Annotated in this window: 23 protein-coding genes; 11 read left to right on the top strand and 12 right to left on the bottom strand. The window is 46.3% G+C overall.

Going from position 1 to position 26,063, the window contains the following annotated elements; translation table 11 throughout:
- The 6 genes from pyk to QUD86_RS07915 all read left to right on the top strand — a co-directional run bounded on the left by pyk (position 1) and on the right by QUD86_RS07915 (position 6,349).
- Positions 1-1,437: a pyruvate kinase gene (gene pyk, locus QUD86_RS07940; protein WP_286296468.1), complete on the top strand. Its 1,437-nt coding sequence runs from the start codon at positions 1-3 to the stop codon at positions 1,435-1,437.
- Between the two features lie 85 nt (positions 1,438-1,522).
- A complete protein-coding gene (gene fba, locus QUD86_RS07935) occupies positions 1,523-2,587 on the top strand; it encodes a class II fructose-bisphosphate aldolase (protein ID WP_100379702.1) in 1,065 nt (354 codons plus the stop codon).
- Positions 2,588-2,603: 16 nt separating this feature from the next.
- Positions 2,604-3,500 (top strand): phosphoribosylaminoimidazolesuccinocarboxamide synthase, encoded by an 897-nt coding sequence (locus QUD86_RS07930; RefSeq protein ID WP_286296465.1) that lies wholly within the window; start codon positions 2,604-2,606, stop codon positions 3,498-3,500.
- Between the two features lie 69 nt (positions 3,501-3,569).
- Complete coding sequence (purE, locus tag QUD86_RS07925) at positions 3,570-4,076, top strand: 5-(carboxyamino)imidazole ribonucleotide mutase (protein WP_286296464.1); 507 nt, start codon at positions 3,570-3,572, stop codon at positions 4,074-4,076.
- Positions 4,077-4,080: 4 nt separating this feature from the next.
- Positions 4,081-5,265 carry a 5-(carboxyamino)imidazole ribonucleotide synthase gene (locus tag QUD86_RS07920; RefSeq protein WP_286296462.1) on the top strand — a complete coding sequence of 395 codons (1,185 nt, stop codon included), beginning with the start codon at positions 4,081-4,083 and terminating at the stop codon, positions 5,263-5,265.
- Complete coding sequence (locus QUD86_RS07915) at positions 5,249-6,349, top strand: L-threonylcarbamoyladenylate synthase (protein ID WP_353506525.1); 1,101 nt, start codon at positions 5,249-5,251, stop codon at positions 6,347-6,349. Before QUD86_RS07920 ends, QUD86_RS07915 begins: the two co-directional genes overlap by 17 nt.
- Here QUD86_RS07915 and dacB read toward each other — a convergent pair.
- Genes dacB through QUD86_RS07895 form a run of 4 tightly spaced genes read right to left on the bottom strand, consistent with a single transcriptional unit; the run spans position 6,295 to position 11,765 of the window.
- Positions 6,295-7,854: a D-alanyl-D-alanine carboxypeptidase/D-alanyl-D-alanine endopeptidase gene (dacB, locus tag QUD86_RS07910; RefSeq protein ID WP_286296460.1), complete on the bottom strand. Its 1,560-nt coding sequence runs from the start codon at positions 7,852-7,854 to the stop codon at positions 6,295-6,297. The two genes, QUD86_RS07915 and dacB, sit on opposite strands and share 55 nt — an antisense overlap.
- Positions 7,855-7,864: 10 nt before the next feature.
- Positions 7,865-10,306, bottom strand: a complete 2,442-nt coding sequence (locus tag QUD86_RS07905) for an ATP-binding protein (RefSeq protein WP_286296458.1) — start codon at positions 10,304-10,306, stop codon at positions 7,865-7,867.
- 8 nt (positions 10,307-10,314) lie between these two features.
- Positions 10,315-10,938 (bottom strand): response regulator transcription factor, encoded by a 624-nt coding sequence (locus QUD86_RS07900; protein ID WP_286296456.1) that lies wholly within the window; start codon positions 10,936-10,938, stop codon positions 10,315-10,317.
- Positions 10,938-11,765, bottom strand: a complete 828-nt coding sequence (locus QUD86_RS07895) for a diguanylate phosphodiesterase (protein WP_286296455.1) — start codon at positions 11,763-11,765, stop codon at positions 10,938-10,940. The genes QUD86_RS07900 and QUD86_RS07895 overlap by 1 nt, the downstream gene beginning before the upstream one ends.
- Before the next feature lie 316 nt (positions 11,766-12,081).
- Between QUD86_RS07895 and QUD86_RS07890 the strand changes: the two genes are divergently transcribed.
- A complete protein-coding gene (locus tag QUD86_RS07890; protein ID WP_087909492.1) occupies positions 12,082-12,372 on the top strand; it encodes a co-chaperone GroES in 291 nt (96 codons plus the stop codon).
- Between the two features lie 26 nt (positions 12,373-12,398).
- On the top strand, positions 12,399-14,048 hold the full coding sequence (gene groL, locus QUD86_RS07885) for a chaperonin GroEL (protein ID WP_286296448.1): 1,650 nt from the start codon (positions 12,399-12,401) through the stop codon (positions 14,046-14,048).
- Positions 14,049-14,151: 103 nt separating this feature from the next.
- On the opposite strand, the gene QUD86_RS07880 is transcribed toward groL, so the two are convergent.
- From QUD86_RS07880 to QUD86_RS07865, 4 genes are all read right to left on the bottom strand, one after another.
- Positions 14,152-15,111 carry a Bug family tripartite tricarboxylate transporter substrate binding protein gene (locus QUD86_RS07880; RefSeq protein WP_286296446.1) on the bottom strand — a complete coding sequence of 320 codons (960 nt, stop codon included), beginning with the start codon at positions 15,109-15,111 and terminating at the stop codon, positions 14,152-14,154.
- A 108-nt stretch (positions 15,112-15,219) separates the two neighbouring features.
- Positions 15,220-16,587, bottom strand: coding sequence for an NAD(P)(+) transhydrogenase (Re/Si-specific) subunit beta (locus QUD86_RS07875; protein WP_286296444.1), 1,368 nt, complete (start codon positions 16,585-16,587; stop codon positions 15,220-15,222).
- A gap of 13 nt (positions 16,588-16,600) precedes the next feature.
- Positions 16,601-16,939, bottom strand: a complete 339-nt coding sequence (locus QUD86_RS07870; protein WP_286296443.1) for a proton-translocating transhydrogenase family protein — start codon at positions 16,937-16,939, stop codon at positions 16,601-16,603.
- A gap of 26 nt (positions 16,940-16,965) precedes the next feature.
- Positions 16,966-18,096: a Re/Si-specific NAD(P)(+) transhydrogenase subunit alpha gene (locus tag QUD86_RS07865; RefSeq protein WP_286296442.1), complete on the bottom strand. Its 1,131-nt coding sequence runs from the start codon at positions 18,094-18,096 to the stop codon at positions 16,966-16,968.
- Between the two features lie 170 nt (positions 18,097-18,266).
- On the opposite strand from QUD86_RS07865, the gene mnmA reads away from it, so the two are divergent.
- Positions 18,267-19,403 carry a tRNA 2-thiouridine(34) synthase MnmA gene (gene mnmA, locus QUD86_RS07860; protein WP_286296441.1) on the top strand — a complete coding sequence of 379 codons (1,137 nt, stop codon included), beginning with the start codon at positions 18,267-18,269 and terminating at the stop codon, positions 19,401-19,403.
- On the opposite strand, the gene QUD86_RS07855 is transcribed toward mnmA, so the two are convergent.
- Positions 19,400-20,014 (bottom strand): glutathione S-transferase, encoded by a 615-nt coding sequence (locus tag QUD86_RS07855; protein ID WP_286296440.1) that lies wholly within the window; start codon positions 20,012-20,014, stop codon positions 19,400-19,402. The genes mnmA and QUD86_RS07855 overlap by 4 nt on opposite strands.
- 107 nt (positions 20,015-20,121) lie before the next feature.
- Between QUD86_RS07855 and purB the strand changes: the two genes are divergently transcribed.
- Together purB and QUD86_RS07845 are read left to right on the top strand one after the other, a co-directional pair.
- Positions 20,122-21,501 carry an adenylosuccinate lyase gene (gene purB / locus QUD86_RS07850; protein ID WP_502928863.1) on the top strand — a complete coding sequence of 460 codons (1,380 nt, stop codon included), beginning with the start codon at positions 20,122-20,124 and terminating at the stop codon, positions 21,499-21,501.
- Complete coding sequence (locus QUD86_RS07845) at positions 21,498-22,862, top strand: 3-deoxy-D-manno-octulosonic acid transferase (protein ID WP_286296439.1); 1,365 nt, start codon at positions 21,498-21,500, stop codon at positions 22,860-22,862. Before purB ends, QUD86_RS07845 begins: the two co-directional genes overlap by 4 nt.
- Here the strand turns inward: QUD86_RS07845 and secF are convergent.
- Genes secF through yajC form a run of 3 tightly spaced genes read right to left on the bottom strand, consistent with a single transcriptional unit; the run spans position 22,859 to position 26,048 of the window.
- On the bottom strand, positions 22,859-23,833 hold the full coding sequence (secF, locus tag QUD86_RS07840; RefSeq protein WP_286296437.1) for a protein translocase subunit SecF: 975 nt from the start codon (positions 23,831-23,833) through the stop codon (positions 22,859-22,861). The two genes, QUD86_RS07845 and secF, sit on opposite strands and share 4 nt — an antisense overlap.
- 3 nt (positions 23,834-23,836) lie before the next feature.
- Entirely contained in the window at positions 23,837-25,696 is a 1,860-nt protein-coding gene (secD, locus tag QUD86_RS07835; RefSeq protein WP_286296436.1) for a protein translocase subunit SecD, read from the bottom strand.
- Between the two features lie 25 nt (positions 25,697-25,721).
- Positions 25,722-26,048: a preprotein translocase subunit YajC gene (yajC, locus tag QUD86_RS07830; RefSeq protein WP_286296434.1), complete on the bottom strand. Its 327-nt coding sequence runs from the start codon at positions 26,046-26,048 to the stop codon at positions 25,722-25,724.
- Between the last annotated feature and the right edge of the window lie 15 nt (positions 26,049-26,063).

Genomic DNA, 26,063 nt, shown 5'->3' with positions numbered 1-26,063 from the left:
ATGTTACGAGCAACAAAAATTATTGCCACCTTAGGGCCGGCATCTGAAAAACCAGAAGTACTGCGAGGTATGATTCTTGCCGGTGTGGACGTAGTCCGCATGAATTTTTCACATGGCACTGTGGCAGATCACAAGGCGCGACATGATTTAGTGCGGAGTATTTCTGCTCAAGTAGGCAAAGAAGTCGGCATCATGGCTGACTTACAGGGCCCTAAAATTCGCGTTGGTAAATTTGTTGATAACAAAATCCTACTAATAGAGGGTGATCAATTTATTTTAGATGTCGCTTGTCAGGTGGGCAATCAAGAGCGCGTAGGGCTTGACTACAAAGAGTTGCCCAGTGATGTTAAGTCAGGCGACCGTCTCTTATTGAATGATGGTTTAGTAGTCTTACAGGTGCAGAGTGTTCAGGGTGGTGAGATATTCACACGCGTAGAGCAGGGCGGGCCACTCTCTAACAACAAGGGTATTAATCGTGCTGGCGGCGGCTTAACAGCCCCGGCCCTGACTGAAAAAGATATTGCAGACTTAGATGCGGCTATTGCCATGGGGGTTGATTTTTTAGCGATTAGCTTTCCCAAGGATGGTGCTGATATGGCATATGCTCGCAAGTTAGCAGATGCTGCTAGCCAAAAATATGGTGTTGGTAAAGTCAGAACGATTGCCAAAGTAGAGCGTGCAGAAGCGATTGAGCCAGATGCATTAAAAAGTATCATTGCTGAGAGCGACGGCATTATGGTTGCTCGAGGTGACTTGGCAATTGAGGTTGGCAATGCCGCGGTACCTGCCTTGCAAAAGCGAATGATTGCTTGGGCGCTAGAGGCGGACAAATTTACTATTACGGCTACGCAAATGATGGAGTCTATGATCAATGCACCCGTGCCAACACGTGCTGAAGTTAGCGATGTAGCCAACGCGGTATTAGATGGTACAGATGCTGTGATGCTGTCAGCAGAATCAGCTGCCGGTATGTACCCAGTGCAGACTATTAAGGCGATGGCAGAAATTTGTGTTGAAGCAGAAAAGTCTGATCGCGTGAAGTTGGATACGGATTTCTTAGATCAAACCTTTACCCGTATTGATCAGACGATTGCATTAGGAGCTTTATTTACGGCGCATCACTTAAATGCCAATGCTATTGCTGCTTTGACGGACTCTGGTTCAACTGCCGTATGGATGAGTCGACATAACATTCATGTCCCTATTTTTGCGCTGACCTCTAAGATTTCGACGCAGCGAGCACTTAGTACTTACCGTAATGTCTTTCCGATTGGCCTAGATTACACCAAGGATCGAGACGTGGCTTTGCAAGAAGTAGAAGATTGTCTGAAGAAGCTTGGTGTAGTGAAGAAAGATGATGTTGTAGTTCTCACTTCTGGAGAGCCAATGGGCGAACCAGGCGGCACCAATTCCCTCAAAATTATTCAGGTGAAGTAATTTAGTTCAAACTATTTTATCCACCCATCTAACTAACTATCTATTCATTCATTCATTGCTTATTTAATTTAATAAAGAGATCATCATGGCATTAGTATCTTTACGACAACTTTTGGATCATGCGGCAGAACATGGTTATGGACTGCCTGCATTTAACGTGAATAATTTGGAGCAAGTCACGGCCATTATGGAAGCTGCTGACGAGGCAGATTCCCCGGTAATTATGCAGGCCTCTGCTGGGGCGCGTAAGTATGCAGGTGAGCCATTCTTACGCCATCTTATTTCAGCGGCAGTAGAGGCTTACCCCCATATTCCCGTCGTAATGCACCAAGATCATGGTCAAAGTCCAGCCGTATGTATGGCCGCAATCAAAAGTGGCTTTACTAGCGTGATGATGGACGGTTCTTTAGAGGCGGATGGTAAATCCGTTGCTAGTTATGAATATAACGTCGATGTATCCAGAGAGGTCGTCAAATTCTCACACTCTATTGGGGTCACTGTCGAAGCTGAGTTAGGTGTTCTTGGCTCACTCGAGACTATGCAGGGTGATAAAGAGGACGGTCATGGTGCTGATGGCAAGATGACGCGTGAACAGTTGTTGACGGATGTAGAGCAGGCAGCTGATTTTGTTAAAGCGACGCAATGCGATGCTTTGGCAATTGCGATTGGTACTAGCCATGGTGCTTACAAGTTTACGAAGAAGCCCACCGGTGATATTTTGGCGATTGAGCGCATTAAAGAAATTCATGCGCGTATTCCCAATACGCACTTAGTGATGCATGGCTCCTCCAGTGTTCCGCAAGAATTGCTCGCAGAAATCCGTCAGTTCGGCGGCGATATGAAAGAAACCTACGGCGTGCCTGTTGAAGAAATTCAAGAAGGTATTAAGCATGGGGTGCGTAAGATTAATATCGATACGGATATTCGCTTGGCAATGACGGGCGCAATTCGCCGTTACTTTATTGAGAACCCGAGTAAATTTGATCCACGTGATTACTTAAAGCCAGCACGAGAAGCGGCAAAAAAAGTCTGTATTGCCCGCTTTCAAGCCTTTGGGTCGGCTGGTCAAGCATCAAAAATTAAGCCGATTCCACTGGAGAAGATGGCTGAGTTATACAAGAGCGGCAAATTAGCCCAGATCGTTAAGTGAACTAAGGAAGTTTGATATGCCCGCTTTATTTGCCACCTCTATACAGTCCCTTCCTTTGTTATCTAAGGGTAAAGTGCGCGATGTCTATGCGCTTAATGATGACAAGTTGCTGATGATCACTACCGATCGTTTATCTGCTTTTGATGTTGTGATGGGTCAGCCGATTCCGGAGAAGGGCATTGTGCTCAATCAAATGGCTAATTTTTGGTTTGATAAATTAGCACACGTTATTCCAAATCACTTAACTGGGATTGATCCAGCAAGCGTTGTTTCTGCCAATGAAATCCACCAAGTACAAGGCCGGGCGGTGGTTGCTAAGCGCCTTAAACCCATCATGGTAGAGGCAGTAGTTCGTGGCTACCTTGCAGGTAGTGGCTGGAAGGATTATCAAGAGACGGGTAAGGTCTGCGGGATTGCATTACCAGAGGGATTGGAGAATGCCCAAAAATTACCCGAGCCAATTTTTACACCCGCTGCAAAAGCAGAAGCAGGTGAGCATGATGAAAATATCTCTTTTGAGAAGGTGGTCGAGCTGATTGGTGAGAGCTTAGCTGTTCAAATTCGTGAGGTGAGTATTCGTTTGTACAAGGAGGCCTCTGAATATGCAGCAACTCGGGGCATCATCATTGCCGACACCAAGTTCGAGTTTGGATTAGATGCTGGTGGTCATTTAGTCCTGATGGATGAGATTTTGACGGCTGATTCTTCCCGTTTTTGGCCTTCTGAAACCTATTATGTGGGCGCTAACCCGCCTTCCTACGACAAGCAATTTGTGCGGGACTGGCTTGAAACAGCGTTAGTGGATGGCAAACCGTGGCCCAAAACAGCGCCAGCCCCAGCTTTGCCGGCCGAGGTCATTGATAAAACAGCAGAAAAGTACCGCGAAGCCCTTGGGCGTTTAACTAAGGCTTAATTTCCTCTGGCCTGAAAAGGCTGGGATAATAGACCGCTACTAAAGATTTCAGGGTATTCGGAGAGCTGCATGGGTCAAAATTCGAGCAACAAGCCAATCGTCGGGATAGTCATGGGTTCCAATTCTGATTGGGACACGATGCAACATGCCGCGCAGATGCTGGAGCACTTCGGTATTGCTCATGAAGCTAAAGTGCTTTCGGCCCATCGGATGCCAGATGATATGTTTCGCTACGCTGAGCTTGCGAGTACCAATGGCCTAAAAGCAATCATCGCTGGTGCGGGTGGCGCTGCACATTTGCCGGGTATGCTGGCCTCCAAAACGATTGTTCCAATTTATGGAGTTCCTGTTGCCAGTAAATATTTACGTGGTGAAGATTCACTTTATTCCATTGTTCAAATGCCTAAAGGTATTCCGGTTGCGACGTTTGCAATTGGCGAGGCCGGTGCAGCTAATGCTGCTTTGCATGTGGTCGCAAATCTGGCTGTGAATGATCCAGCCTTGGCCAAGTTATTAGAAGACTTTCGTGCCAAACAAACGGATGCCGCACGTGCCATGAATTTGCCAGGATATTAAACAGATGGTGAAACGTTTGGAGCCCATCTTGCCGGGTTCATATTTAGGAATTTTAGGTGGCGGTCAATTAGGGCGGATGTTTACTCAGGCTGCCCAAGCGATGGGATATAAAGTCTGCGTCTTAGATCCTAGTGCCGATAGCCCTGCCGGCTCGATCGCCGAACAATTTATCCAAGCTGATTACATCGACTCCGCTGCCTTAAAAAAAATGGCAAATTTGTGTAAGTCAGTGAGTACTGAATTTGAGAATGTTCCAGCCCAAGCGCTTGATGAGTTGGAGGCTTTGGGTGTATTTGTCGCTCCACGTAGCAACTGTGTCTCTATTGCCCAAGATCGCGTTGCAGAGAAAAAATTCTTATCGACTTGGAAACAAGAAACCAATATTGGGCCAGCACCATACTGCGTCATTGAGCATGATGCTGATATCGCCCTGATTTCTGCCGATCTATTTCCCGGCATCCTTAAAACTGCTCGGATGGGTTATGACGGCAAGGGTCAGATTACCGTGCATGAATCTTCAGCCTTAGTAGCTGCTTGGGCCGAACTAGGAAAGGTGCCTTGCGTTCTTGAAAAACGGATGGAGTTAGATTTTGAAGTTTCTGCACTGGTGGTTCGTGGGTACGATGATGAGGTAGTGGCTTATCCTGTATCCCAGAATATCCATCGCGATGGTATTTTATTTACCTCGACCGTACCAGCCCCATCCCTTAAGCTTGGGCAAGAGAAGAAAATGATTGAAGCAGCAAAAGCGCTGATTCGTAAGATTGACTACGTTGGGGTACTTTGCGTTGAATTTTTTGTCCTCAAAAATGGTGATGTTGTGGTGAACGAAATTGCACCACGCCCACATAATTCTGGGCACTACACTATGAACGCCTGTGTGACGAGTCAGTTTGAACAACAGGTGAGAAGTATGGCGCGCCTACCATTGGGCGATACGCGCCTACTAGCCCCCGTTTCTATGCTGAATCTTTTAGGTGATCTCTGGTTTGATGGTGATGTCGATAAAGTAATCGAGCCTGCTTGGAATAAAGTACTAGCCCACCCCGATACCAAATTACATTTATATGGAAAATCGGATCCAAGAATGGGACGCAAAATGGGTCACATCAACTGCCTTGGTGAGTCACTCAATCAAGCGCGTCAAAATTGCGCAGCGGTCGCTGCTGAACTTGGGATTGAGCCCTAAGCTGATGATTCCCAATGGCAGTACCGAAATCAATAAAGCAGTACAAACTTTACGAAATGGTGGTTTAGTTGCCTTTCCTACCGAGACGGTCTATGGCCTAGGGGCGGATGCAGGTAATTCTGAGGCTATTAAAAAGATTTTTACGGCCAAGGGTCGACCCTCTAACCATCCCTTGATTGTGCATATATCTACGCCCGATCACCACGATGTTGGCCGGGCTGATTGGACCGTTCTACTTGCGCCATGGGCACGTGATATTTCAGAAGATGCGCTCAAGCTCGTGAATGCCTTTTGGCCAGGCCCGCTCACACTTGTTTTTAAAAAAGATAACCGCGTTTTGACTGAGTTAACGGGTGGTCAAGATACGGTAGCTATTCGTGCGCCAGCACATCCCTTGGCACAAGAGTTATTACGCCAATTTAAAGGGGGTGTAGTTGCCCCTTCGGCGAATCGTTTTGGTAAGGTGTCTCCCACTAGCGCTGCAGATGTGCGTAGTGAGTTTGAGGGCATGTCAGATTTAATGGTGTTAGATGGTGGTGACTGTAAGGTTGGTATTGAATCGACCATTATTGATTTATCTTCGGGTGATCATGCAGTCTTATTAAGGCCGGGCATGATTACTCCTGGTGATATTTTGACTAAGACGGGTATTCAAATTGCACTTCCTGGAGAGTTGGCCTTGAGTGCTATTACAAATAATCTTCCAAAAGTATCTGGTAGTTTGCGTGCACACTATGCGCCTGCGACACCATTGCGCTTGTATCAGTCTGGAAGGGTCTTGGATGCTTTGTGTGAATTTCCAGATACCAAGTCTCGGGTGGCGGTAGGCGTTTGGGAGTCTGAATCTCCAATAGGTGAAGATGGTCATCCGTCAGTACATTTTGAAGAAATCCCACTGCCTAGCGATAGCACTGCATTTGCAAGTCTGCTCTATCGATCCTTACGGGATTTAGATCAGCAGGACTGGGACCTTATTTTATTTCCAGAGCCTCCTGTGGGTGAGGAATGGGATGGTGTGAGAGATCGTCTTCAACGCGCAAGCTTTGGCTCGGGCCCATCTTCTAGTAACCACGCCAGTAATTGATCATGTGCTTCTAGACCTCTCCAGGCATTGGGGTGGTTAATGAAGGAAGTCACCGCATACATCTTTCCAGATTTAGTCATCACGTAGCCAGAGATTGCCCTGACATCAGCAAGTGATCCTGTTTTTATTCTCACCTCAGGTTTTTTCTTCAGGTGCAAAAACTTCCTCAGCTGAGTAATTAGGCGATTTTTCATCGTGCCATCTACACCTGCTGCAGGAAGGCTTTGATAGAAAAGGCCTGCTGCAGGCAGCTTACGCGCCGTGACTAATAATTGCGTAAGGTGCTCTGCAGATATTGCTTCGTTGCGAGATAAGCCCGAGCCATTTTCAATAACGAGCTCTGGAAAATCTAAGCCAGACTCTTTTAGCCACGCCTGAATCACCAGTTGTCCATTTTGCGTGGTGGCAGGCTTTCCCATTTTTTCAAGTGCCAAGGTCAATAAGAGTTGCCGAGCCATGACATTATTTGAGTATTTATTAATATCATGCACGTCATCTGCAAGTGAGATACCTTCAAATTGCAGTAATGATCGAGCTGACATGGGAACAGTGCCAGATTTCCCGATTGGCGCCTGTGCCCATCGGCCGCCTGATAGTTCCCATGCCGCTGCAAAGCCCTGAGTGAGAAAAGTGTTGGCATCTAAAGCCACAACGTTATAGTTCACATCCTTGCATCCATTAGGAAAGCTACCCGAGAATTGGGCGGTGAGTAATTGACCCTGATTAGCCGCTACGCTGTCAGCCTCTAAATTAAATCGAATATTACTTTTCCAGTTTTCACAGGCCCGATCCACTAATTGCATTTGATTGATTACTTTGAGTTGGGATAGTGGTGGGCTAAAGTTGATATCAATAAAATCGGCTGTCCGTGACTTACCTAATTGAAAAGAGAGCGTTCTAAAGGCATAAAGTAGCGGGTCTGGCGGTACGTTATATGACCGAAGCGATTCGCCATCAATGGTGTTGTGTTCCATGACGCTTGGCGCGTAAGCACTCCTATCAAAGATTAAATGACCATCAATCTTTTGAATGCCTAAATTTTGTAATGCTTTCATCATCTTAGCGAATTCTTCAGGAATTAATTTAGGATCCCCTGTTCCCTGTAAGTAGATATTGCCCTTAAGAGTGCCCTGCCGAATAAGGCCATCAGTAAATAACGCAGTGCGCCAGCGATATTGCGGCCCTAGAATATCTAAGCCTGCAAGAGTGGTTAGCAGCTTCATTGTCGAAGCAGGATTCATGGCCTGAGTAGAGCGCCAATCCAGCTCTGGTTTAGCAGTCATTTTGCCGTGACGATCTTGCTCAATCTCGACTACCGAGATACTGATAGCCTCTTTAGGGATCTGATTTTTTTCAAGGCTGGCTGCAACCGCGCTCGGAATCTGTTGTAGCGCAGCTCCTGAGGTAATGCTTTGGCCCGGATGGGCTGCGGTAGAGATGAAGAGGAAAGTCCAGAGGACTAGTATGGCCTTAGGCTGTAATGGTGAGAATGATGATGCGCGCATGCCCCTGATTTTATGGCATATATCGCACTTTATAGGATTGAATAATGCGGTTTTGCTCTTCAAGGAGGGTAATGAACTCCGGAATACGCTTAGCTAGTAGGTCATTCTGAGGCTCGGAAGCTTCCAGTCTGATACAGGCATCGATAAATGGGGAGGCCTGCAATAACTGAGCCCCACCTTTTACTTTATGCACCCAGCTTAGAAAGTCTGCTTTATCTATTAAATAACCCTCTTGCGCAGACTGGAGTTTGGTCAGCACCTCATCATGGACTTTTTGAATCTCCTCGAGGACGATTACTATTTTCTGGGGGTCATCTCCAATCAGATTAGAGAAGATCTCAAAAGAATAGGGTTCCTCAGTAATTTCTGTGGAAGTACTTGAGTCAAAATAACGTAGCAATTCATTTTCTAGAGCCCCCAAACTGAGGGGCTTAATGAGGATGCTATTCATACTGGCAGATAAAAACTGATGACGCGAATCTAGTGCATAAATATCAGCAGTGACACCAATGATGATCAGTGAAGTATTGCCAGCAGATCGAATATTTCTTGCTAAGTCAGAGCCCTGCATGCCAGGCATAGATTGATCGGTTAATAGAAGATCAAAAGAATGATTGCCCAGCAGTTCAAGCGCCAAAAGTGCATTTTCACAAACCTGCGTCTGTATGCCTAGTACCTCCAATTGGAGTGACAGAATTTGCCTGCTAGCAGGGTGATCCTCTACTACTAATGCTTGAATGGGAGTGCTTCGCTCACCTTTTCTTTTGGCGATGATTCTTTTTGGGTGGCCTGCCAATGCATCAAAAAAAGAGACCTTAGAGGCAGCTATGCTAGTTCTTGGGAAGGCGACTGAAAAGTGAACGTTACTACCAAAGCCTGGCGCACTCTCAAAGTAGAGATGGCTATTCATAGAGTTGACTAGGTGATTTGTAATGGTAAGACCCAGACCTGTACCCCGCGTTTGCTCGCATAAGCCAAACTCTTGTGAAGAGGGCACCTGTTCAAAGGCCTGAAGGGCAAGCTCAATCTGAGCGCTGCCCATACCAACTCCGGTGTCAATCACTCTAAATTCAATCAGTTGGCCAGCATGATCGTCTGCTAGTACTGTGATTGAGAAATAGATTTCACCTTGACTGGTAAATTTAATCGCATTACTCAGTAAATTTTGTAGGACTTGCCGTAAGCGCAGACTATCAATCATGAGCACTTCAGCCACTCTTGGATCAATAGTGGTGTGCAACAGTAAGTTCTGTTTTTGTGCCACTGTCGTGAACGCGGAATGAATGTCTATGAGAAGCTGATGTAAGTTACTGGGTTCTAGGTTCAGGGTAAGCTTTCCTGCTTCAATTTTAGAAATATCTAATACTTGGTTAAGCATGCCCAGTAAGGATTCTGCTGATGCTTGCGCACTCTTAAGTAGAGGCTTATCTTTTTTAGGAAAATGAGCGCTGCCTAGCAGAAGCTCTTGGACGCCCAGGATGGCATTCATTGGCGTCCGAATCTCGTGGCTCATCGTGGCTAAGAAGGCAGACTTGGCTGCATTGGCTTTTTCAGCAAGGTCTTTAGAGTGCATCAAGGCTATCGCGGCTTGTTTTTGGTGGAAGTACTTTTTTTGGAGTTGGTAAAACACAATGCCACCGACTAGCAATAGCAATACAGTGCTAAGCCAAGGTAAGGCACGATGATGTCCACCACTGGGCTCTGCAACTAGTTGTGTTTCGTTGAGGGTAAATAGACGGCGCGACTCGAGTGGATCTAAGTCATCTAGAAAATGCTTCAAGATGCTTTGTAGGGGACTGTTATGAAAAGAAATTAGCCAGCGATATGCAAAGGGCTCTCTTCCGTACACTCCATCTATTTTGAGATCAAGTTCTTGGGTAGTGTGGATTAATTGTTTCGCTAAGCGAATGGGCATGATGAGGGCCTCAATATCATTTTTAATGAGTGCTTGCAGCAGTTCATTTGACGAGCTCAGACCGGAATGAGATTGACTGGATGAGGCAGGGGGGCTCTCAAAACCACGATTAAAGTAAGCAACTCTTGAGTGATCAGTGAGCTTCAACAACGATTGATCTATTTTGGTAACAACGGCATCATGCCCCCAAAAAATCGATTCAGAAAGTGCGCCAAACTGTAAAACACGACTGCTTACTTCTAGTGGATCGATGATGAAGTCTACTTGCCCATTTACCAATTGCTCTAACCCATCTTGATCTGATTTTCTCCAGATGGGTGTGTATTGCTGTCGTGTGCATTCCCCTAGTTTCAGCAGTAGGGATTGAAAGACGCCATCATGCTCAAGATAGGGCGCATATTTTTCGTGAATACTAAATCGCACGATGGGATGTGCATCGATCCATGCTTTTTCTGAGGCGCTGAAAGGCCTGGCATCAGCCAGTCCCGTAGCAACACAGAAGAATACATAGGTGAACTTAAGGATGAATCGATGCATGCTACAGATTAGCTTTCGATAATTTGATTCATACGACAAAATAAAATAAGATCAGCAATATTGTTGATGCCCAGTTTGTCAAAGACCCGCGTTTTATAGGTAGCTACCGTTTTATTGCTGATATGCAGTAAATCTGAAATCTGCTGATTGGTGTTGCCCTTACCGAGGTACTTCATCACCTGGAGCTCGCGATCTGAGATAAGGGCTAACTTATCGTCATCACTTAAGGAGGTATTGCCATTTTTGCCATGCGTGAAAAAGGTGTATCCCTGAGAGATGGCAACACATGCTGCTAGGATGACATCCGACCCAGCAGTTTTGTTGACAAAACCATGGGCACCGAGTGATCGGACTCGACCTCCATAGACTGCCTCAGCCAGACTGGACAGTACCAGGATGCGCACTTCAGGGTGCATCAGTCCAATACGTCTAATGACGTCAAACCCGTCAGTCTTAGGCATATCTAGATCTAGAATCACCATATTGGGATTGACCTCCTTAATGGAGCGTAAACATTCTTCTCCATTTTGGGCCTGCCCTGCTATTTCAAACAACAACTGATCTTGCAACATACTCTTTAAAGCCATCAACATGGCAGGATGATCATCTACCAACATCACGCGTTTTCTCATTACTTGTCTCCGTTTAGGTTTTGATGAGGGTGCAGCGAAAAAATAGCCTTAGCGATACGACTATCGTTAATGTGTAATATTTGATGGCGACTGACTGAGGGCATCATTAGTCCCCCATAGCAGTGCTGAGCGCCAATAGCGATCGCATTTTCTATATCTTTGACAAGAGTGATATTGCTGGCATAAATCTGACTTTTGAATCTTTTGCCATGAGAAAGCATTTCAGCTGGGACGGCTGATGTTCGAAACTGAGTAATATCAAGATGCATCCCTTCGGGTTGTATTTCTTCGGCCCAGCGCATTTGTGACAGTGTCCCGGAGTAATTGAGCATATGAATCAATACCCCTAAACGACGCATGCGAAGCAAGCCGTCTTTGCAATCAGTGGATAAGTGTGGCTTGTCCAGTTGATGCACGCCGAGGCTGATTAAGCCTACTGGTAATCTGGAATTTAGAATGAGGTCGCTTAGCCCATCAACAAAATCACTAGATTCAAAGACGTGCTCTGGTAAGGGCAATATTCCAGGGATAAACCGGCCACTGCGATACCAATAGGTAATCGTATCTAAGCCTTCCATGAATAGTCTGAGGACTTGACTATCGCTAGCAGTCAGTAAAGGTCTAAATAGTGAACTTGTCAACTTGGTTCCCCGAGAGTTAAAGATGGGTTCGTGACCAATCGTCTGTCGCTGGGACCACGATTGATGCTCTTTCAGCGCTTCACTATTAAGGCCTAGCCAAGGCTGACCACAAGCGTCGCGTACTTCTTGGAAGGGTTTGTTCTTCCAGGCCTTTACAAGCGTGTACAGCCGGGATTTCGGGCTCATCAGCAATCTCCAATCATTGACTAGTCAGTCTAGGCACGACAGATTGGAGCGGTAAGGGCTTTAAGCTTATTTATTCGTAGGAATCTACCTACCAAGCCCCCCTCAATTATAGGAAATCGAGAGTCCGCATAAAATTTAAGGCAATTCGCTCTTGAAATCCTCAGTTTCAGACCTATATAATCAGCACTCCCTACGCGAGAGTGCTAAAACAGCTTGTTTTCGAACTATCTGCCTTAGTTTTCAAGTGAAGAGAATACAAACCATTGATTTATATAAGAATTTTAACTAGTTAACACTTACTAACATAGGAGAAGGAATGAATCTGCGTCCTTTACATGATCGCGTCATTATCAAACGTTTAGATCAAGAATCAAAAACTGCCTCAGGAATCATCATTCCGGATGCTGCTGCTGAAAAGCCAGATCAAGGTGAAGTTTTAGCCGTTGGTCCAGGCAAGCGTGATGACAGCGGTAAGTTAAATGCACCAGACGTCAAAGTTGGCGATCGGGTGTTATTCGGAAAATATGCTGGTCAAACAGTTAAGGTCGATGGCGACGAGCTTCTCGTAATGCGCGAAGAAGACATCATGGCTGTTGTACAGAAGTAATCGGTATCCACGAAAGGAATTCAATCATGGCAGCAAAAGACGTAATTTTTGGAGATAACGCCCGTACCAAGATGGTAGAGGGTGTCAATATTCTAGCTAATGCAGTAAAAACTACTTTAGGCCCAAAGGGTCGTAACGTTGTTATGGAGCGCTCATTCGGCGGTCCTATCATCACTAAAGATGGTGTGTCCGTAGCAAAAGAAATCGAACTCAAAGACAAGCTCCAAAACATGGGTGCGCAGATGGTGAAGGAAGTGGCTTCTAAAACTGCTGACATCGCTGGTGATGGCACAACAACAGCAACCGTTTTAGCTCAATCTATCGTGCGCGAAGGCATGAAGTATGTAGTGTCAGGCCATAACCCAATGGACTTGAAGCGCGGTATTGATAAGGCAGTTTCTGCTGCAATCGAAGAGCTCAAGAAGATTAGTAAGCCTTGTACAACTACTAAAGAAATCGCTCAAGTGGGTTCAATCTCCGCAAACAGCGACTACAGTATTGGTCAGCGCATTGCTGAAGCTATGGAAAAAGTAGGCAAAGAAGGTGTTATTACCGTTGAAGATGGCAAGTCATTGGAAGATGAGTTGGAAGTCGTTGAAGGGATGCAATTTGATCGCGGTTACCTTTCCCCTTACTTTATCAACCAACCAGAAAAGCAAGTTGCCATTCTAGAAACACCATATGTGCTCTTGTTCGACAAAAAAGTAAGTAACATCCGTGACCTGCTGCCAGTACTAGAGCAGGTAGCAAAGTCTGGCCGTCCATTGTTGATTATTGCGGAAGATGTTGAAGGCGAAGCCTTGGCAACTTTAGTAGTCAATAACATTCGCGGCATCATTAAGACTTGCGCTGTAAAAGCGCCTGGTTTTGGCGACCGTCGTAAAGCCATGCTGGAAGACATCGCGATTTTGACTGGCGGTACTGTGATCGCTGAAGAAATTGGCCTCACTCTCGAGAAAACAACCCTTGAGCATTTAGGTCAAGCTAAGCGTATTGAAGTTGGTAAAGAAAACACCATCATTATTGATGGCGCTGGCGATGCTAAAGCGATTGAAGCGCGCGTGAAGAATGTACGCGTTCAGATCGAAGAAGCTACTAGTGACTACGACAAAGAAAAATTACAAGAGCGTGTTGCCAAATTGGCAGGCGGTGTTGCAGTGATTCGTGTTGGTGCTGCTACTGAAGTTGAAATGAAAGAAAAGAAAGCACGCGTTGATGATGCATTACACGCTACTCGTGCTGCTGTTGAAGAAGGTATTGTTCCTGGCGGTGGTGTTGCTTTGATTCGTGCAATGCAGGGTATCAAGGGTCTTAAAGGCGATAACGCTGATCAAGACGCTGGTATCAGTATCGTATTGCGCGCAATGGAAGAGCCACTGCGCATCATCGTTTCTAATGCAGGCGATGAGGCTAGCGTAGTAGTGAATGCAGTATTAGCTAGTAAAGGCAACAACGGCTACAACGCAGCCACTGGTGAGTACGGCGACATGGTAGCTCAGGGTGTGATTGATCCAACTAAAGTAACTAAGACTGCCTTAGTGAACGCAGCCTCTGTTGCAGCATTGCTGTTGACAACGGATTGCGCAATTTGTGAAGCGCCAAAGGATGACTCAGCTGGCGGTATGCCAGATATGGGTGGTATGGGCGGTATGGGTGGTATGGGCGGTATGATGTAATAGCCGTACATTTCCACAGCTGCTTAGCTGTAGAAACTAAAATGCCTGGTTCACGAGACCAGGCATTTTTTTGCTTATTTTTTACTGAATGACTTGGTAAGAATCAATCTGGCTGAATGCCGCCGTCCTTAATTACTTTCTTCATTTTGGTGAGACCTTGAGCGATCAACACTTTTAAATGGTCTTGCCCTAATGGAGCAAATTCAAAACCTTGCTGAATCAGTTGCTCTCGTAATTTCGGATCCTTAAGGGCTGTTGCAAGAGATTCGTTTAACTTATCAATTATTGCTGGTGGTGTTCCCTTTGATGCAAGGAGTGCGCCCCAGGTCGAGAAGTCGTAACCTTTGATGCTTTCATTTACGGTGGGTACATTAGGTAGTAGTGGTGAGCGTGTCTTACTGGTTACCCCCAGCACCTTTAGCTTGCCTGCACGTATATGTGGAAGGGCGACTGATAGAGCGCTTATCATCACCGGCACTTGACCCCCTATGACATCAGTTACTGCAGCTGCAGCACTGCGATAGGGAATGTGGACCAAAGGAGCGCCAGTATATTGACGAAAGATCTCCATACCAATATGTTGAGGTGAGCCGTTGCCACCTGAGGCGTAATCAATCTTCCCTGGATTTTCTCTAGCGATGCGAACCAGGTCAGCGGCAGTATTACCAGGAAAGTTTGGGTTGGCAACCATCACAAAAGTAATGGCAGCCACTTCAGAGATGGGCACAAAGCTAGTTACTGGGTCGTAATCTACCTTCTTGTAAAGATTGGGTAGCATGGTAAGAATACTGTCGTTGAAAGCGCCTAAAGTGTAGCCATCAGGCGTACTTTGAGCAACCTTAGCTGCACCAATCAGTCCGGCACCGCCAGGAATATTTTCGATAGTGATGGCTTGACCTAAATTTTCTCCCATTTTTTGAACAATCGGCCTCATCAAGATATCAACACCACTACCTGCTTGCAGTGGCATGATCGTTTGAATAGATCGACTGGGATAGATCACTTGCGCATGGGCGATAGTGGCGCAAAGTAGGCTAGCTATTGATATCAGTAAAACTTTCATGATGATTTGTCCTTGAGCTTGATATTTTTATACTAAAAGCACTATTTCTCTTATATTAAAGCAATAAAAAACCGCCCGTAGGCGGTCATTTATCAACCCGATAAAGTGTCAGCTAACTGCCTTAACCATATCTTCTACGACCTTCTTCGCATCTCCGAAGACCATCATCGTTTTGTCCATGTAAAAGAGTTCATTGTCTAAGCCTGCATAACCAGCCGCCATTGAGCGTTTATTCACAATGATGGTTTTAGCTTTGAATGCCTCCAAAATTGGCATACCAAAAATAGCGCTTCCTGGTGTACGTGCTGCTGGATTAACAACGTCATTCGCACCCAATACAAGTACTACGTCAGCCTGACCAAAGTCACTATTGATATCTTCCATTTCAAAAACCTGATCGTATGGAACTTCAGCTTCCGCTAGCAATACATTCATGTGACCAGGCATCCGTCCGGCAACTGGATGAATCGCATATTTGACGGTAACTCCGTGGTGGGTTAATTTCTCCGTTAACTCTTTGAGGGAGTGCTGGGCACGAGCAACTGCAAGGCCGTAACCCGGAACAATAATGACAGTATCTGCATTCTCCATTAAGAAAGCAGCATCTTCAGGTGAGCCGGTTTTGTAGTTCTTTGGAGCGCCATCATCAGCACCAGCGGAGGCTGCTTCAGCACCAAATCCACCGAGTAAGACGGCTAAGATGGAGCGGTTCATTGCCTTACACATGATGTAAGAAAGGATGGCGCCAGAGGAGCCTACGCAAGCGCCAGCAATAATCAATACTGGATTATTCAAAGTAAAGCCGATACCTGCTGCAGCCCAACCGGAGTAGCTATTGAGCATAGACACTACAACCGGCATATCAGCACCGCCAATAGGGATGATGAGCGTTACGCCTAATACCAAGGCGATTGCGCACATCACTAGAAAGGCTTCGTGACTACCAGTCATAAAGTACATGGCCCCACCACTAACCATACCAATAGCAAGGATAAGATTTAGTAAGTGTTGACCGGCAAAAGTAACCGGCTTACCGCTGACCTTGCCAGAGAGTTTTCCAAAGGCAATTACAGAGGCTGTAAATGTAATGGCACCGATAAATGCACCAATGAAAAGTTCAATCTTCTGGGCGCCAGTATGGTCGTGTGCTGGATTAAAAACCGCTGCGATTGCAATTAATACCGCAGACAAACCAACGAAAGAGTGCATGAGCGCAACGAGCTCTGGCATCTTTGTCATCTGTACGCGCTTAGCAGCGATCATTCCAATGATTGCGCCAGCAACAATCGCACCAATGATCAATGAGAAGACGGGCTTAAAGTCCGGAATCAAGAAGGTGGTAATGACAGCAAGCAACATGCCGATCATGCCGAAAGTATTACCTTGTCTGGAAGTGGTGGGTGAAGACAATCCACGCAAGGCGAGGATAAACAGCACCGAAGAAATAAGATAGGAAATTGCTGTGACGTTTAACATGATTTAGTTCTCTTTATTTGGTTTCTGCCGCGTTTGCTTTAGGAGCTTTTTTCTTAAACATCTCCAACATGCGACGTGTGACCATAAAGCCACCAAAAATATTGATTGAAGCCAAAAACACGGCAACCGCACCAATGATGCTGGTCAGCGTGATCTCATCGCCACCAATTACTTCGGTCTGCAAGAGTGCGCCAACAATAATGATTCCAGAAATAGCGTTAGTAACCGCCATTAAAGGAGTGTGTAACGCTGGAGTGACATTCCAGACAACGTGATAGCCAACAAAAATTGCCAGTACGAATACCGTAATGTTTTGAACAGTGGGGATGCTTTGAAAGGCAGCGAGATCCATGATGATTCCTTAAAAGAATATTTCGATTAGTTTTTGCGGATGGCTTGGCCATCACGACACATTAAGCAGGCGGTAACGATGTCGTCATCCGTTGGAATGACCAACTTTGCTTGCGCATCAACAATCAATTTCATAAAATCGAGTAAGTTGCGTGAGTACAGAGCTGAAGCATCAGCTGCCACCATACTGGCTAGGTTGGTATAGCCAATAATCTTGACGCCATTCTTTTGCACGATCTTATCTGCTTCCGTTAGCGGACAGTTACCAGAACCATTGTCACCACGACCAGCAGCAAGGTCGATCACAATAGAACCGGGCTTCATTTTTGCTACTGTATCGCTATGTAATAAAACTGGAGGTTTGCGCCCTGGAATGAGAGCGGTTGTAATAACGATGTCAGCCTGCTGCGCTTTTTCAGCAACTAGTGCCGCCTGACGCTTCATCCAGGCTTCTGGCATTGGACGAGCATAGCCGCCAACCCCTTTAGCAATCTCACGCTCTTCATCTGTCTCGTAAGGAACATCAACAAATTTAGCGCCTAAAGATTCAATTTGTTCTTTAGCAGCGGGACGAACATCAGAAGCCTCAATAACGGCGCCTAAGCGTTTTGCAGTGGCGATCGCTTGCAAGCCAGCAACCCCAGCACCCAAGATTAAAACGCGTGCAGCTTTAACAGTACCAGCGGCAGTCATCAACATGGGCATGAAACGCTGATATTCGTTAGTGGCAACCATGACTGCTTTGTATCCAGCAATATTGGCTTGTGAAGAAAGCACATCCATGCTTTGGGCGCGGGTAGTTCTAGGGGCAGCTTCTAGGGAAAATGCGGTAATACCTTGGGCAGCCATTGCGGCGATATTGTCATTATCAAACGGATCGAGCATGCCAATCAGCACGCTGCCAGAGTGAATTTGTTTTAGTTCGGCGGCTTCAGGTGCTCGCACCTTAAAGACGATTTCTGCGCCCAATGCATCGCTAGCGCTTCCAATCGTAGCGCCTACTGCTTCATAAGCAGAATCGGGCTGACTGGCTGTAACGCCTGCATCCTTTTGAACTACAACAGTGTGTCCTTGAGCAATCAACTTTTTGATTGTTTCTGGTGTGGCGGCTACTCGAGTTTCCCCGGGTCTGATTTCCAGTGGTACCCCTATGCGCATGGCATGTCTCCAAATACAAATTTTTAAAAAAACTATTTTAGTTAACTCGGTAAAACAATGTCTGATGCCGATCCTGACTGTTGAGGACCTGTTTTCATCTAAATCTCGTGGATTTGAGCGAAGACTTTTACAATGGTGTTTTAAATACTGTCTAATTCTCGCATTTTTTGATGATCCAGTTCAATTCTTCTGTAATACCTACTTCAATTCCATCCAAAAAACCGTCCAAAGTCGTTATTGGGATGTCAGGAGGAGTGGATTCGTCTGTAGCTGCCTGGATGCTCAAGCAGCAGGGTTATGAAGTTATTGGCTTATTCATGAAGAACTGGGAGGATGACAATAGCGATGAGTACTGCTCGGCGCGTCAGGACTGGCTTGATGTCGTCTCTGTAGCCGATTTGATCGGTATTGATGTTGAGGCCGTAAATTTTGCTGCTGAATATCGAGAGCGGGTTTTTGCTGAATTTTTGCGAGAATATGCTGCAGGCAGAACCCCCAACCCCGATGTGCTTTGCAACGCAGAAATCAAATTTAAAGCCTTTTTAGATCATGCCATCAGCTTGGGCGCGGATGCTATCGCTACTGGCCACTATGCCCGCGTTCGTCATGAGGGTGGTCAAAGTAGCTTATTAAAGGCCGTGGACGCTAGCAAAGACCAAAGTTACTTTTTGCATCGTCTTACGCAAAGTCAATTAGCCAACGTCATGTTTCCTTTAGGCGAGATTGCAAAGACAGAAGTACGCCAGCTTGCTGAGCATATTGGCCTTCACAATGCACGCAAGAAAGACTCTACAGGTATTTGTTTTATTGGAGAACGCCCCTTCCAAGAATTTCTCAGTCGCTATCTACCTCGTACCCCCGGCCCCATCAAAACGCCCGAAGGGAAAACAGTGGGAGAGCATATGGGGCTGGCTTTCTTTACCCTGGGACAACGCAAGGGCATTGGCTTGGGTGGCAGTCAAGATGGTAATGGTGATGCTTGGTATGTCGCTCGCAAGGACATCACTAGTAATACGCTATATGTGGTTCAGGGTCACGAACACCCTTGGCTGCAAGCCCATCAGCTTTCTGCAATAGATGCCAGTTGGATTGCTGGAACTGCGCCCGTGCCGGGCCAATATGCTGCGAAGACCCGCTATCGTCAGACCGATTCAGCTTGCACGCTAGAGGCCGGCTTAGATGGCAATCTGAGTTTCCAGCTCAGTTTTACGCAAGCTCAATGGGCTGTTACTCCGGGCCAATCTGCTGTTTTGTACGACGGTGATGTCTGTCTGGGCGGCGGAATTATCTCCGCCTCAAATAGTTAAGCCTTTGGCGGCTCAGTTTCCATAAAAGAAGGACGCTGGAGTAGTTTCTGATACAGGCTATCAAGATTTGGATATTGGGTTTGCCATTGCACTTCAGGGAATCGAAGTAATAAATACCCAACTGCGCACCCAACAGCAACGTCGGCTAAGGTCATTTGATTGCCATGACACCATGCATTTCCACCCAATTGTTCAGACAACACCCGCAGTGCGCTATCAATTTTGCCCATTTGGCGGTCTACCCAATCCTGGCTTTGCTGCTCAGCAGGACGCAAGGTGCGCTCAAGACGAGCCAAAATACCGGCGTCCATGATCCCGTCAGCCAAGGTTTCCCAAGTTTTGACGGTTGCACGCTCACGGTTATCACTTGGAATCAGCTTAGAAACAGGGCTCAAAGCATCTGCATACTCGGCGATCACTCGGGAGTCGTAGATTGCATCCCCATCTTCTAGAATCAGGCAAGGCACCTTTCCTAGTGGGTTAAATGAGGGCATTTGCGTGTCTGCAGCCCATACATTCTCTAATTGAAGGTCAATATCGACTTTCTTTTCCAAGAAAACAATGCGTACTTTGCGTACGTAGGGGCTAGTAAGTGATCCGATTAGTTTCATAAGGAGAATTATAGCCATCCCATGAGGGGATCGTATCTGGCTTGGTATCCCTTGCAGAACGCATTAAAATCAGACCTTATCGACATATTTTAGTAAAGGCAATATCTGTGAGCCAGCCGCTTTCTACCCTCAGTGCACTTTCCCCCTTAGACGGTCGCTATGCCGGAAAGCTAGATGCCTTACGACCTTGGTTGTCTGAGGCTGCCTTTATGCGTCAGCGGGTTTTTGTAGAGATTCATTGGTTATTGGCTTTGGCTGCTGCAGGATTACCAGATGTACCTAATATTAGTGCGGCGGATGAAGCTTTTTTATTGGCCCTGCCAGAAAACTTCTCTGATGCGGATGCACAGCGCATTAAAGACATTGAGGCAGTGACTAACCATGATGTCAAAGCAGTGGAATACTTTTTGAAAGAAAAAGTTTCAGGTCGACCTGATTTATTAAAAGCAAGTGAGTTTATTCACTTTGCTTGTACGTCTGAGGATATCAACAACACTTCCCATGGATTGATGTTACGTGGGGCGCGTGACGAAGTGCTGTTGCCACAACTACGCAAGGTACTTGGTGTGCTCACAGATTTAGCTTTAGAAAATGCCAAGGTGCCTTTGTTATCCCGTACACATGGCCAACCAGCTTCCCCAAGTACTTTGGGTAAAGAGTTAGCTAATATTGCTAAACGGTTAGAGCGGGCTATCGCTGTCATTGCGTCAGTGCCCTTGCTGGCAAAAATGAATGGTGCTGTGGGTAACTACAACGCCCACTTATCGGCCTATCCCGATTTTGATTGGGAAAATTTTTCTAAAAATGTCATCGAGAAGCGCTTAGGTTTAACCTTCAATCCATATACGATTCAGATCGAGCCACATGATGGAATGGCTGAATTATTTGACGCCATTGCCCGAGCTAACACGATCTTGTTGGATATGGACCGTGATTTCTGGGCATATATTTCGATTGGTTACTTTAAGCAACGTACGAAAGCCGGAGAGATTGGTTCCTCAACGATGCCGCATAAGGTGAACCCAATTGATTTTGAAAACTCTGAGGGTAACCTCGGCGTGGCTAATGCGTTATTGCGTCATTTGGCTGAGAAGCTACCAATCTCACGTTGGCAGCGCGATTTGACGGACTCAACCGTTTTGCGTAATTTAGGCCCGGCATTTGGCCATAGCGTATTGGCATATGACAGCGCTTTGCGCGGGCTGAGTAAATTAGAGGTGAACCATGCGGCTATTGCGGCTGACTTAGATGCTTGCTGGGAAGTGCTGGCGGAACCGGTGCAAACCGTCATGCGTCGCTATGGAATTGAAAATCCGTATGAACAGCTAAAAGAGCTAACGCGTGGAAAAGGGATTAATCAGGCGGATCTACAAACTTTTATTCGTGGCCTGAAAATTCCGGATGATGCAAAACAGCTATTGCTAGAGATGACGCCATCCACCTATTTAGGTAAGGCAGTCGAATTGACTGAACGTTTAAAAAAGTGAGCCTGACACCAAGCCTGGGTCAAGCACCAATAGATTCGCAATACGGTGCTCGTCCCAAGATCTGGTTTACTTTTTACCAATTGCTTTGGCATCTCCTGCTGCCATTCGCATTTATTCGTCTTGCTTTGCGAACTCGTCATTCCATTACGTATTTAAAGCATTTCTCTGAGCGACTGGGTTTTGCTAATGCACAACCAGGTATTCAGGGATCCATCTGGATTCATGCGGTCTCTGTAGGTGAGACAAGGGCAGCTCAACCGCTGATTGATGCCTATCTTGCTCGTGGTGAAACAATTCTGCTGACACATATGACGCTTAATGGCCGTCTTGCGGGTGCCGCTGTATTCGCAAAAGCGATTGAATCTGGTCAGCTACAGCAAGTATATTTACCGTATGACGTATGCTGGGCTGTTGCCCATTTCATTCGCACCTTCAGGCCAAGAATGGGCTTGTTAATGGAAACGGAAGCTTGGCCAACAATCGTGTTTTATTGTGCCCAGATACATCTGCCGTTATTTTTAGTCAATGCCCGTTTATCAGAGCGTAGCGCACGGCGTGTGCGGCAGTTTGGTAAAGCAGGTAGAGCACTATTTCAAGCCTTTACTGGTATTTTGGCGCAAACCGAATTAGATACCCAGCGCTACCGAAGTTTAGGTGTGCGTAATGCAGATACCGTGGGTAATCTAAAGTTTGATGTGCCACTAGATCCGCATTTAGTTCGGCAAGGTAAGTCATGGCAACGTGCGCTCCATGCTCAGGGACGCATGATGGTTTGCGCAGCTAGCACGCGCGATGGCGAAGAAGCATTGATTCTAAAAGCATGGAAAGAGATATTGCGAGGCCATCATTTTGAGGTGATGCCTTTGTTGTGTTTAGTGCCGCGCCATCCTGAGCGATTTGCCGAAGTGGCTAATCAAGTGCATCAAGCGGAATTTGTTTATTGCCGCCGTTCAGAGTGGTCAGGCACCCCAAATGTAGATACAAGCCTACAAGTGATTTTGGGCGACTCTATGGGTGAAATGCCACTGTATTACAGTGCTGCAAATCTAGTGATTATGGGGGGCAGCTTATTTCCTTTTGGGGGGCAGAATTTAATCGAGGCTTGCGCTGCTGGCTGCCCAGTATTGCTGGGTGAGCATACTTATAATTTTCAGCAAGCGACTTTGGATGCCCTGGAAATAGGCGCAGCAAAGCGGATCTCAGGAAATGCGGCGTTAGCGAAATCTGTAGAAGAACTACTATTGAATTCAGCTGAGCTAGTGAGGATGAGTCATGCTGCGAAAGATTACTCAACCGAACATCAAGGCGCAACTACAAAAATAGTAGCCGCCCTTGAGCATCAACATTTCAGACTCAATTAGACTTGGGCGCCAAAATTTGGGTCATCGCTACGGTTAGTATCATCCGGTTTGCGATCACCTTTGACTAAGTCTTCCCGTGTCACGCCGAGCCACATCGCAAGTGCCGCCGCTACGAATACAGAAGAGTAAATACCAAATAGAATGCCGATGGTTAGTGCAAGGGCAAAGTAAAAGAGGGTGGGGCCACCGAAAATGAGCATCGCTAAGACCATCATCTCAGTACTACCGTGAGTGATCACGGTGCGACTGATGGTGCTAGTGATGGCGTTATCAATAATTTCCTGGGTATTCATCTTGCGGTATTTGCGGAAATTTTCGCGAATACGATCAAAGATCACTACAGATTCATTCACGGAGTAACCCAATACCGCCAGCACAGCTGCTAATACGGAAAGGGAGAATTCCCATTGGAAGAAAGCGAAAAAGCCTAGGATGATGACGATGTCATGCAGGTTCGCAATAATGCCGGCAAGCGCAAATTTCCACTCAAAACGGAAAGATAGATAAATAACAATCCCGATGATCACAAAGATCAGGGCTTTTAAACCATCTAAGGCAAGTTCTTGGCCAACTTGCGGCCCAACAAATTCAACCCGCTGTAGTTTTACACCAGAAGCCTCAGGATTAAGTGCCTGCATGACTGCAATGCTTTGATCCGCAGAAGAGATCACCTTGCCTGCAGCATCCTTTTGTACAGGCAAGCGAATCATGACATCGCGTGAGCTACCAAAGTTTTGAATCTGGGTATCTGTATAGCCTAACTTTTCTACTTCGGTTCGAATGGAGTCGAGGGGGGCGGTCTGCGGGTAGCTGACCTCCATGACTGTGCCACCCGTAAATTCAATCGATAGATGAAGACCGTTATGCCAGAGAAAGAAAACAGCGGCTAAAAAGGTAATTAAAGAAACCGCATTGAGCGCCAAGGCATGGCGCATAAAAGGAATATCTTTTTTAATTCGGAAAAATTCCATGACTTATTTCCCTTGTGGGCGCCAAACTTGGCCAATAGCGAGTTTTTGAACCTTCTTATTTTTACCGTACCAGAGATTAACAATGCCACGTGAAAAGAAGACGGCGGAGAACATCGAAGTCAGGATGCCTAGGCAATGCACTACTGCAAAGCCTTTGATGGGACCTGAGCCAAATGCCAGCAATGCCAATCCAGCAATTAAGGTCGTGACATTAGAGTCCAGGATGGTTGCCCATGCCTTATCAAAACCAACCGCAATAGCCGTTTGGGGCGCGGCCCCATTACGTAATTCTTCACGAATACGTTCGTTAATCAGTACGTTAGAGTCAATCGCCATACCGAGTGCAAGTGCCATGGCGGCGATTCCCGGAAGGGTAAGGGTTGCTTGCAGCATGGATAAGACGGAGATGAGTAGCAGTAAGTTCACCGCCAGAGCGATGACTGAAAAGGTTCCAAAAAGCAGGTAATACGCCATCATGAAGAGGGAGATCGCTGCAAAACCAATGATCAGTGATTTAAAGCCTTTCTCAATATTTTCAGCGCCTAGACTTGGTCCGATTGTGCGCTCTTCGATAATTTCCATTGGGGCAGCTAAAGAGCCTGCACGCAATAAGAGGGCTAAGTCATTGGCACTTTCAGTAGTCGGTTGTCCGGTAATTTGAAACTTGGAGCCGAATTCACTTTGAATGGTGGCGATGGTAAGAACTTCGCCTTTGCCTTTCTCAAACAAGATCATGCCCATCGGTTTACCAATATTCTCCCGGGTGACCTCTTGCATCACGCGGCCGCCAGCAGCATCTAAAGCAATATTTACTGCAGGACGCTGATTTTGGTCAAAGCCAGCACTGGCATCGGTAATGCGATCACCACTAAAAATAACGGATTTCTTGAAGACACCCTGGCGGTTTTCACCAAAGCGAAATACATCCATACCGGGGGGCGCTGTTTCGCCAATTGCAATCGTAGACACAATGGGATCGGCAAGCCTAGACTCTAAGGTCGCAGTGCGCCCAATAATATCTTTTGCTCGCGCAGTATCTTGAACGCCAGGCAGTTGCACCACAATGCGTTCGGCACCTTGTTGCTGAATAACGGGTTCTTTAACCGCTAACTCATTGACCCGTTTGTTCAGGGTAACGATATTTTGTTTTACTGCATTATCTTGAACTTCTTTTAGCGCTGTTGGCTTAAATTCTCCAATGAGTTTTGGAGAAAGCCCTGCAGGCTTTACTTGCCATATCAATTCTGGTTGGCTAGTCATTAAAACTGCCCGCGCTTTTTCTGCATCCTCGGTACTGCCAAAGGTAATAGTGAGATTATCTTGGCCACGCTCAATACCTTGTTGGCGGATCGATTTATCCCGCAACTGGCTTCGAACATCGGCCGCTAAAGAAGTAATCTTCTTTTGAACTGCCCCCTTCATATCTACCTGCAGTAGGAAGTAGACGCCGCCACGTAAGTCCAGACCAAGAGGCATGGGCAGTGCATTAATGGCATTGAGCCATCCTGGTGTGTTGGAGAGTAGGTTCAGTGCAACTGTAAAGTTGGGATCATTTTGATCAATATTCAGCTTTTGCTGCAATAAGTCACGCGCTTGTAGCTGCGTATCAGTGTTATTGAATCGAATCTTGATTGAGCCTACATTGCCGACAGACTCAAAGAAGACTCCAGTGCTGACCATGTTTTGGTCAGCCAGAATTTTTTCAACTCGAGACTGTGTCGCCAAATCAACCTTAGTGGTTGGCTTGGCAGACGAGACTTGAACCGCTGGGGCCTCTCCGTAAAAATTGGGTAGTGAATACAACCCCCCAATTAATAAGGCAACCAGGATGACGATGTATTTCCAGAGAGGGTAGCGGTTCATATTGAAAGACTTTTAAGCAAACAGATTAAGCGGATTTTAGTGAACCCTTTGGCAGTACCGTAGTGATAGCGCCTTTTTGCATCTGCACTTCGGTGCCAGCAGAAATTTCTACCGTAACTACTTGGTCTTTTAAGGAAGTTACCTTGCCGATAATGCCGCCAACGGTCACCACTTCATCGCCAACTGATAAAGACTCCAACATTGCTTTGGTTTCTTTTTGACGCTTCATTTGTGGGCGAATCATGATGAAGTACAAGACTGCGAACATCAACACTAGGGGAAGAAAGCTCATTAAGCCATTGGAATCTGCACCCGCGGCTGGAGCCTGGGCAAACGCGTTACTAATCCACATATAAAACCTCCGTTA

It is taken from the genome of Polynucleobacter sp. TUM22923 (assembly GCF_030295705.1).
GTDB lineage: Bacteria > Pseudomonadota > Gammaproteobacteria > Burkholderiales > Burkholderiaceae > Polynucleobacter.
This window is presented reverse-complemented; position numbering and strand designations above follow the sequence as displayed.

What these genes read in the sequence shown, in the direction of transcription:
- groL (WP_286296448.1), top strand. Translation starts at nt 12,399, where the DNA reads ATGGCAGCAAAAGACGTAATTTTTGGAGATAACGCCCGTACCAAGATG.
- QUD86_RS07880 (WP_286296446.1), bottom strand. Translation starts at nt 15,111, where the DNA reads ATGAAAGTTTTACTGATATCAATAGCTAGCCTACTTTGCGCCACTATC.
- yajC (WP_286296434.1), bottom strand. Translation starts at nt 26,048, where the DNA reads ATGTGGATTAGTAACGCGTTTGCCCAGGCTCCAGCCGCGGGTGCAGAT.
- QUD86_RS07920 (WP_286296462.1), top strand. Translation starts at nt 4,081, where the DNA reads ATGGTGAAACGTTTGGAGCCCATCTTGCCGGGTTCATATTTAGGAATT.
- QUD86_RS07905 (WP_286296458.1), bottom strand. Translation starts at nt 10,306, where the DNA reads ATGCATCGATTCATCCTTAAGTTCACCTATGTATTCTTCTGTGTTGCT.
- QUD86_RS07875 (WP_286296444.1), bottom strand. Translation starts at nt 16,587, where the DNA reads ATGTTAAACGTCACAGCAATTTCCTATCTTATTTCTTCGGTGCTGTTT.
- QUD86_RS07865 (WP_286296442.1), bottom strand. Translation starts at nt 18,096, where the DNA reads ATGCGCATAGGGGTACCACTGGAAATCAGACCCGGGGAAACTCGAGTA.
- QUD86_RS07890 (WP_087909492.1), top strand. Translation starts at nt 12,082, where the DNA reads ATGAATCTGCGTCCTTTACATGATCGCGTCATTATCAAACGTTTAGAT.
- QUD86_RS07855 (WP_286296440.1), bottom strand. Translation starts at nt 20,014, where the DNA reads ATGAAACTAATCGGATCACTTACTAGCCCCTACGTACGCAAAGTACGC.
- QUD86_RS07870 (WP_286296443.1), bottom strand. Translation starts at nt 16,939, where the DNA reads ATGGATCTCGCTGCCTTTCAAAGCATCCCCACTGTTCAAAACATTACG.
- QUD86_RS07930 (WP_286296465.1), top strand. Translation starts at nt 2,604, where the DNA reads ATGCCCGCTTTATTTGCCACCTCTATACAGTCCCTTCCTTTGTTATCT.
- dacB (WP_286296460.1), bottom strand. Translation starts at nt 7,854, where the DNA reads ATGCGCGCATCATCATTCTCACCATTACAGCCTAAGGCCATACTAGTC.
- QUD86_RS07900 (WP_286296456.1), bottom strand. Translation starts at nt 10,938, where the DNA reads ATGAGAAAACGCGTGATGTTGGTAGATGATCATCCTGCCATGTTGATG.
- pyk (WP_286296468.1), top strand. Translation starts at nt 1, where the DNA reads ATGTTACGAGCAACAAAAATTATTGCCACCTTAGGGCCGGCATCTGAA.
- mnmA (WP_286296441.1), top strand. Translation starts at nt 18,267, where the DNA reads ATGATCCAGTTCAATTCTTCTGTAATACCTACTTCAATTCCATCCAAA.
- secF (WP_286296437.1), bottom strand. Translation starts at nt 23,833, where the DNA reads ATGGAATTTTTCCGAATTAAAAAAGATATTCCTTTTATGCGCCATGCC.
- fba (WP_100379702.1), top strand. Translation starts at nt 1,523, where the DNA reads ATGGCATTAGTATCTTTACGACAACTTTTGGATCATGCGGCAGAACAT.
- QUD86_RS07895 (WP_286296455.1), bottom strand. Translation starts at nt 11,765, where the DNA reads ATGAGCCCGAAATCCCGGCTGTACACGCTTGTAAAGGCCTGGAAGAAC.
- secD (WP_286296436.1), bottom strand. Translation starts at nt 25,696, where the DNA reads ATGAACCGCTACCCTCTCTGGAAATACATCGTCATCCTGGTTGCCTTA.
- purE (WP_286296464.1), top strand. Translation starts at nt 3,570, where the DNA reads ATGGGTCAAAATTCGAGCAACAAGCCAATCGTCGGGATAGTCATGGGT.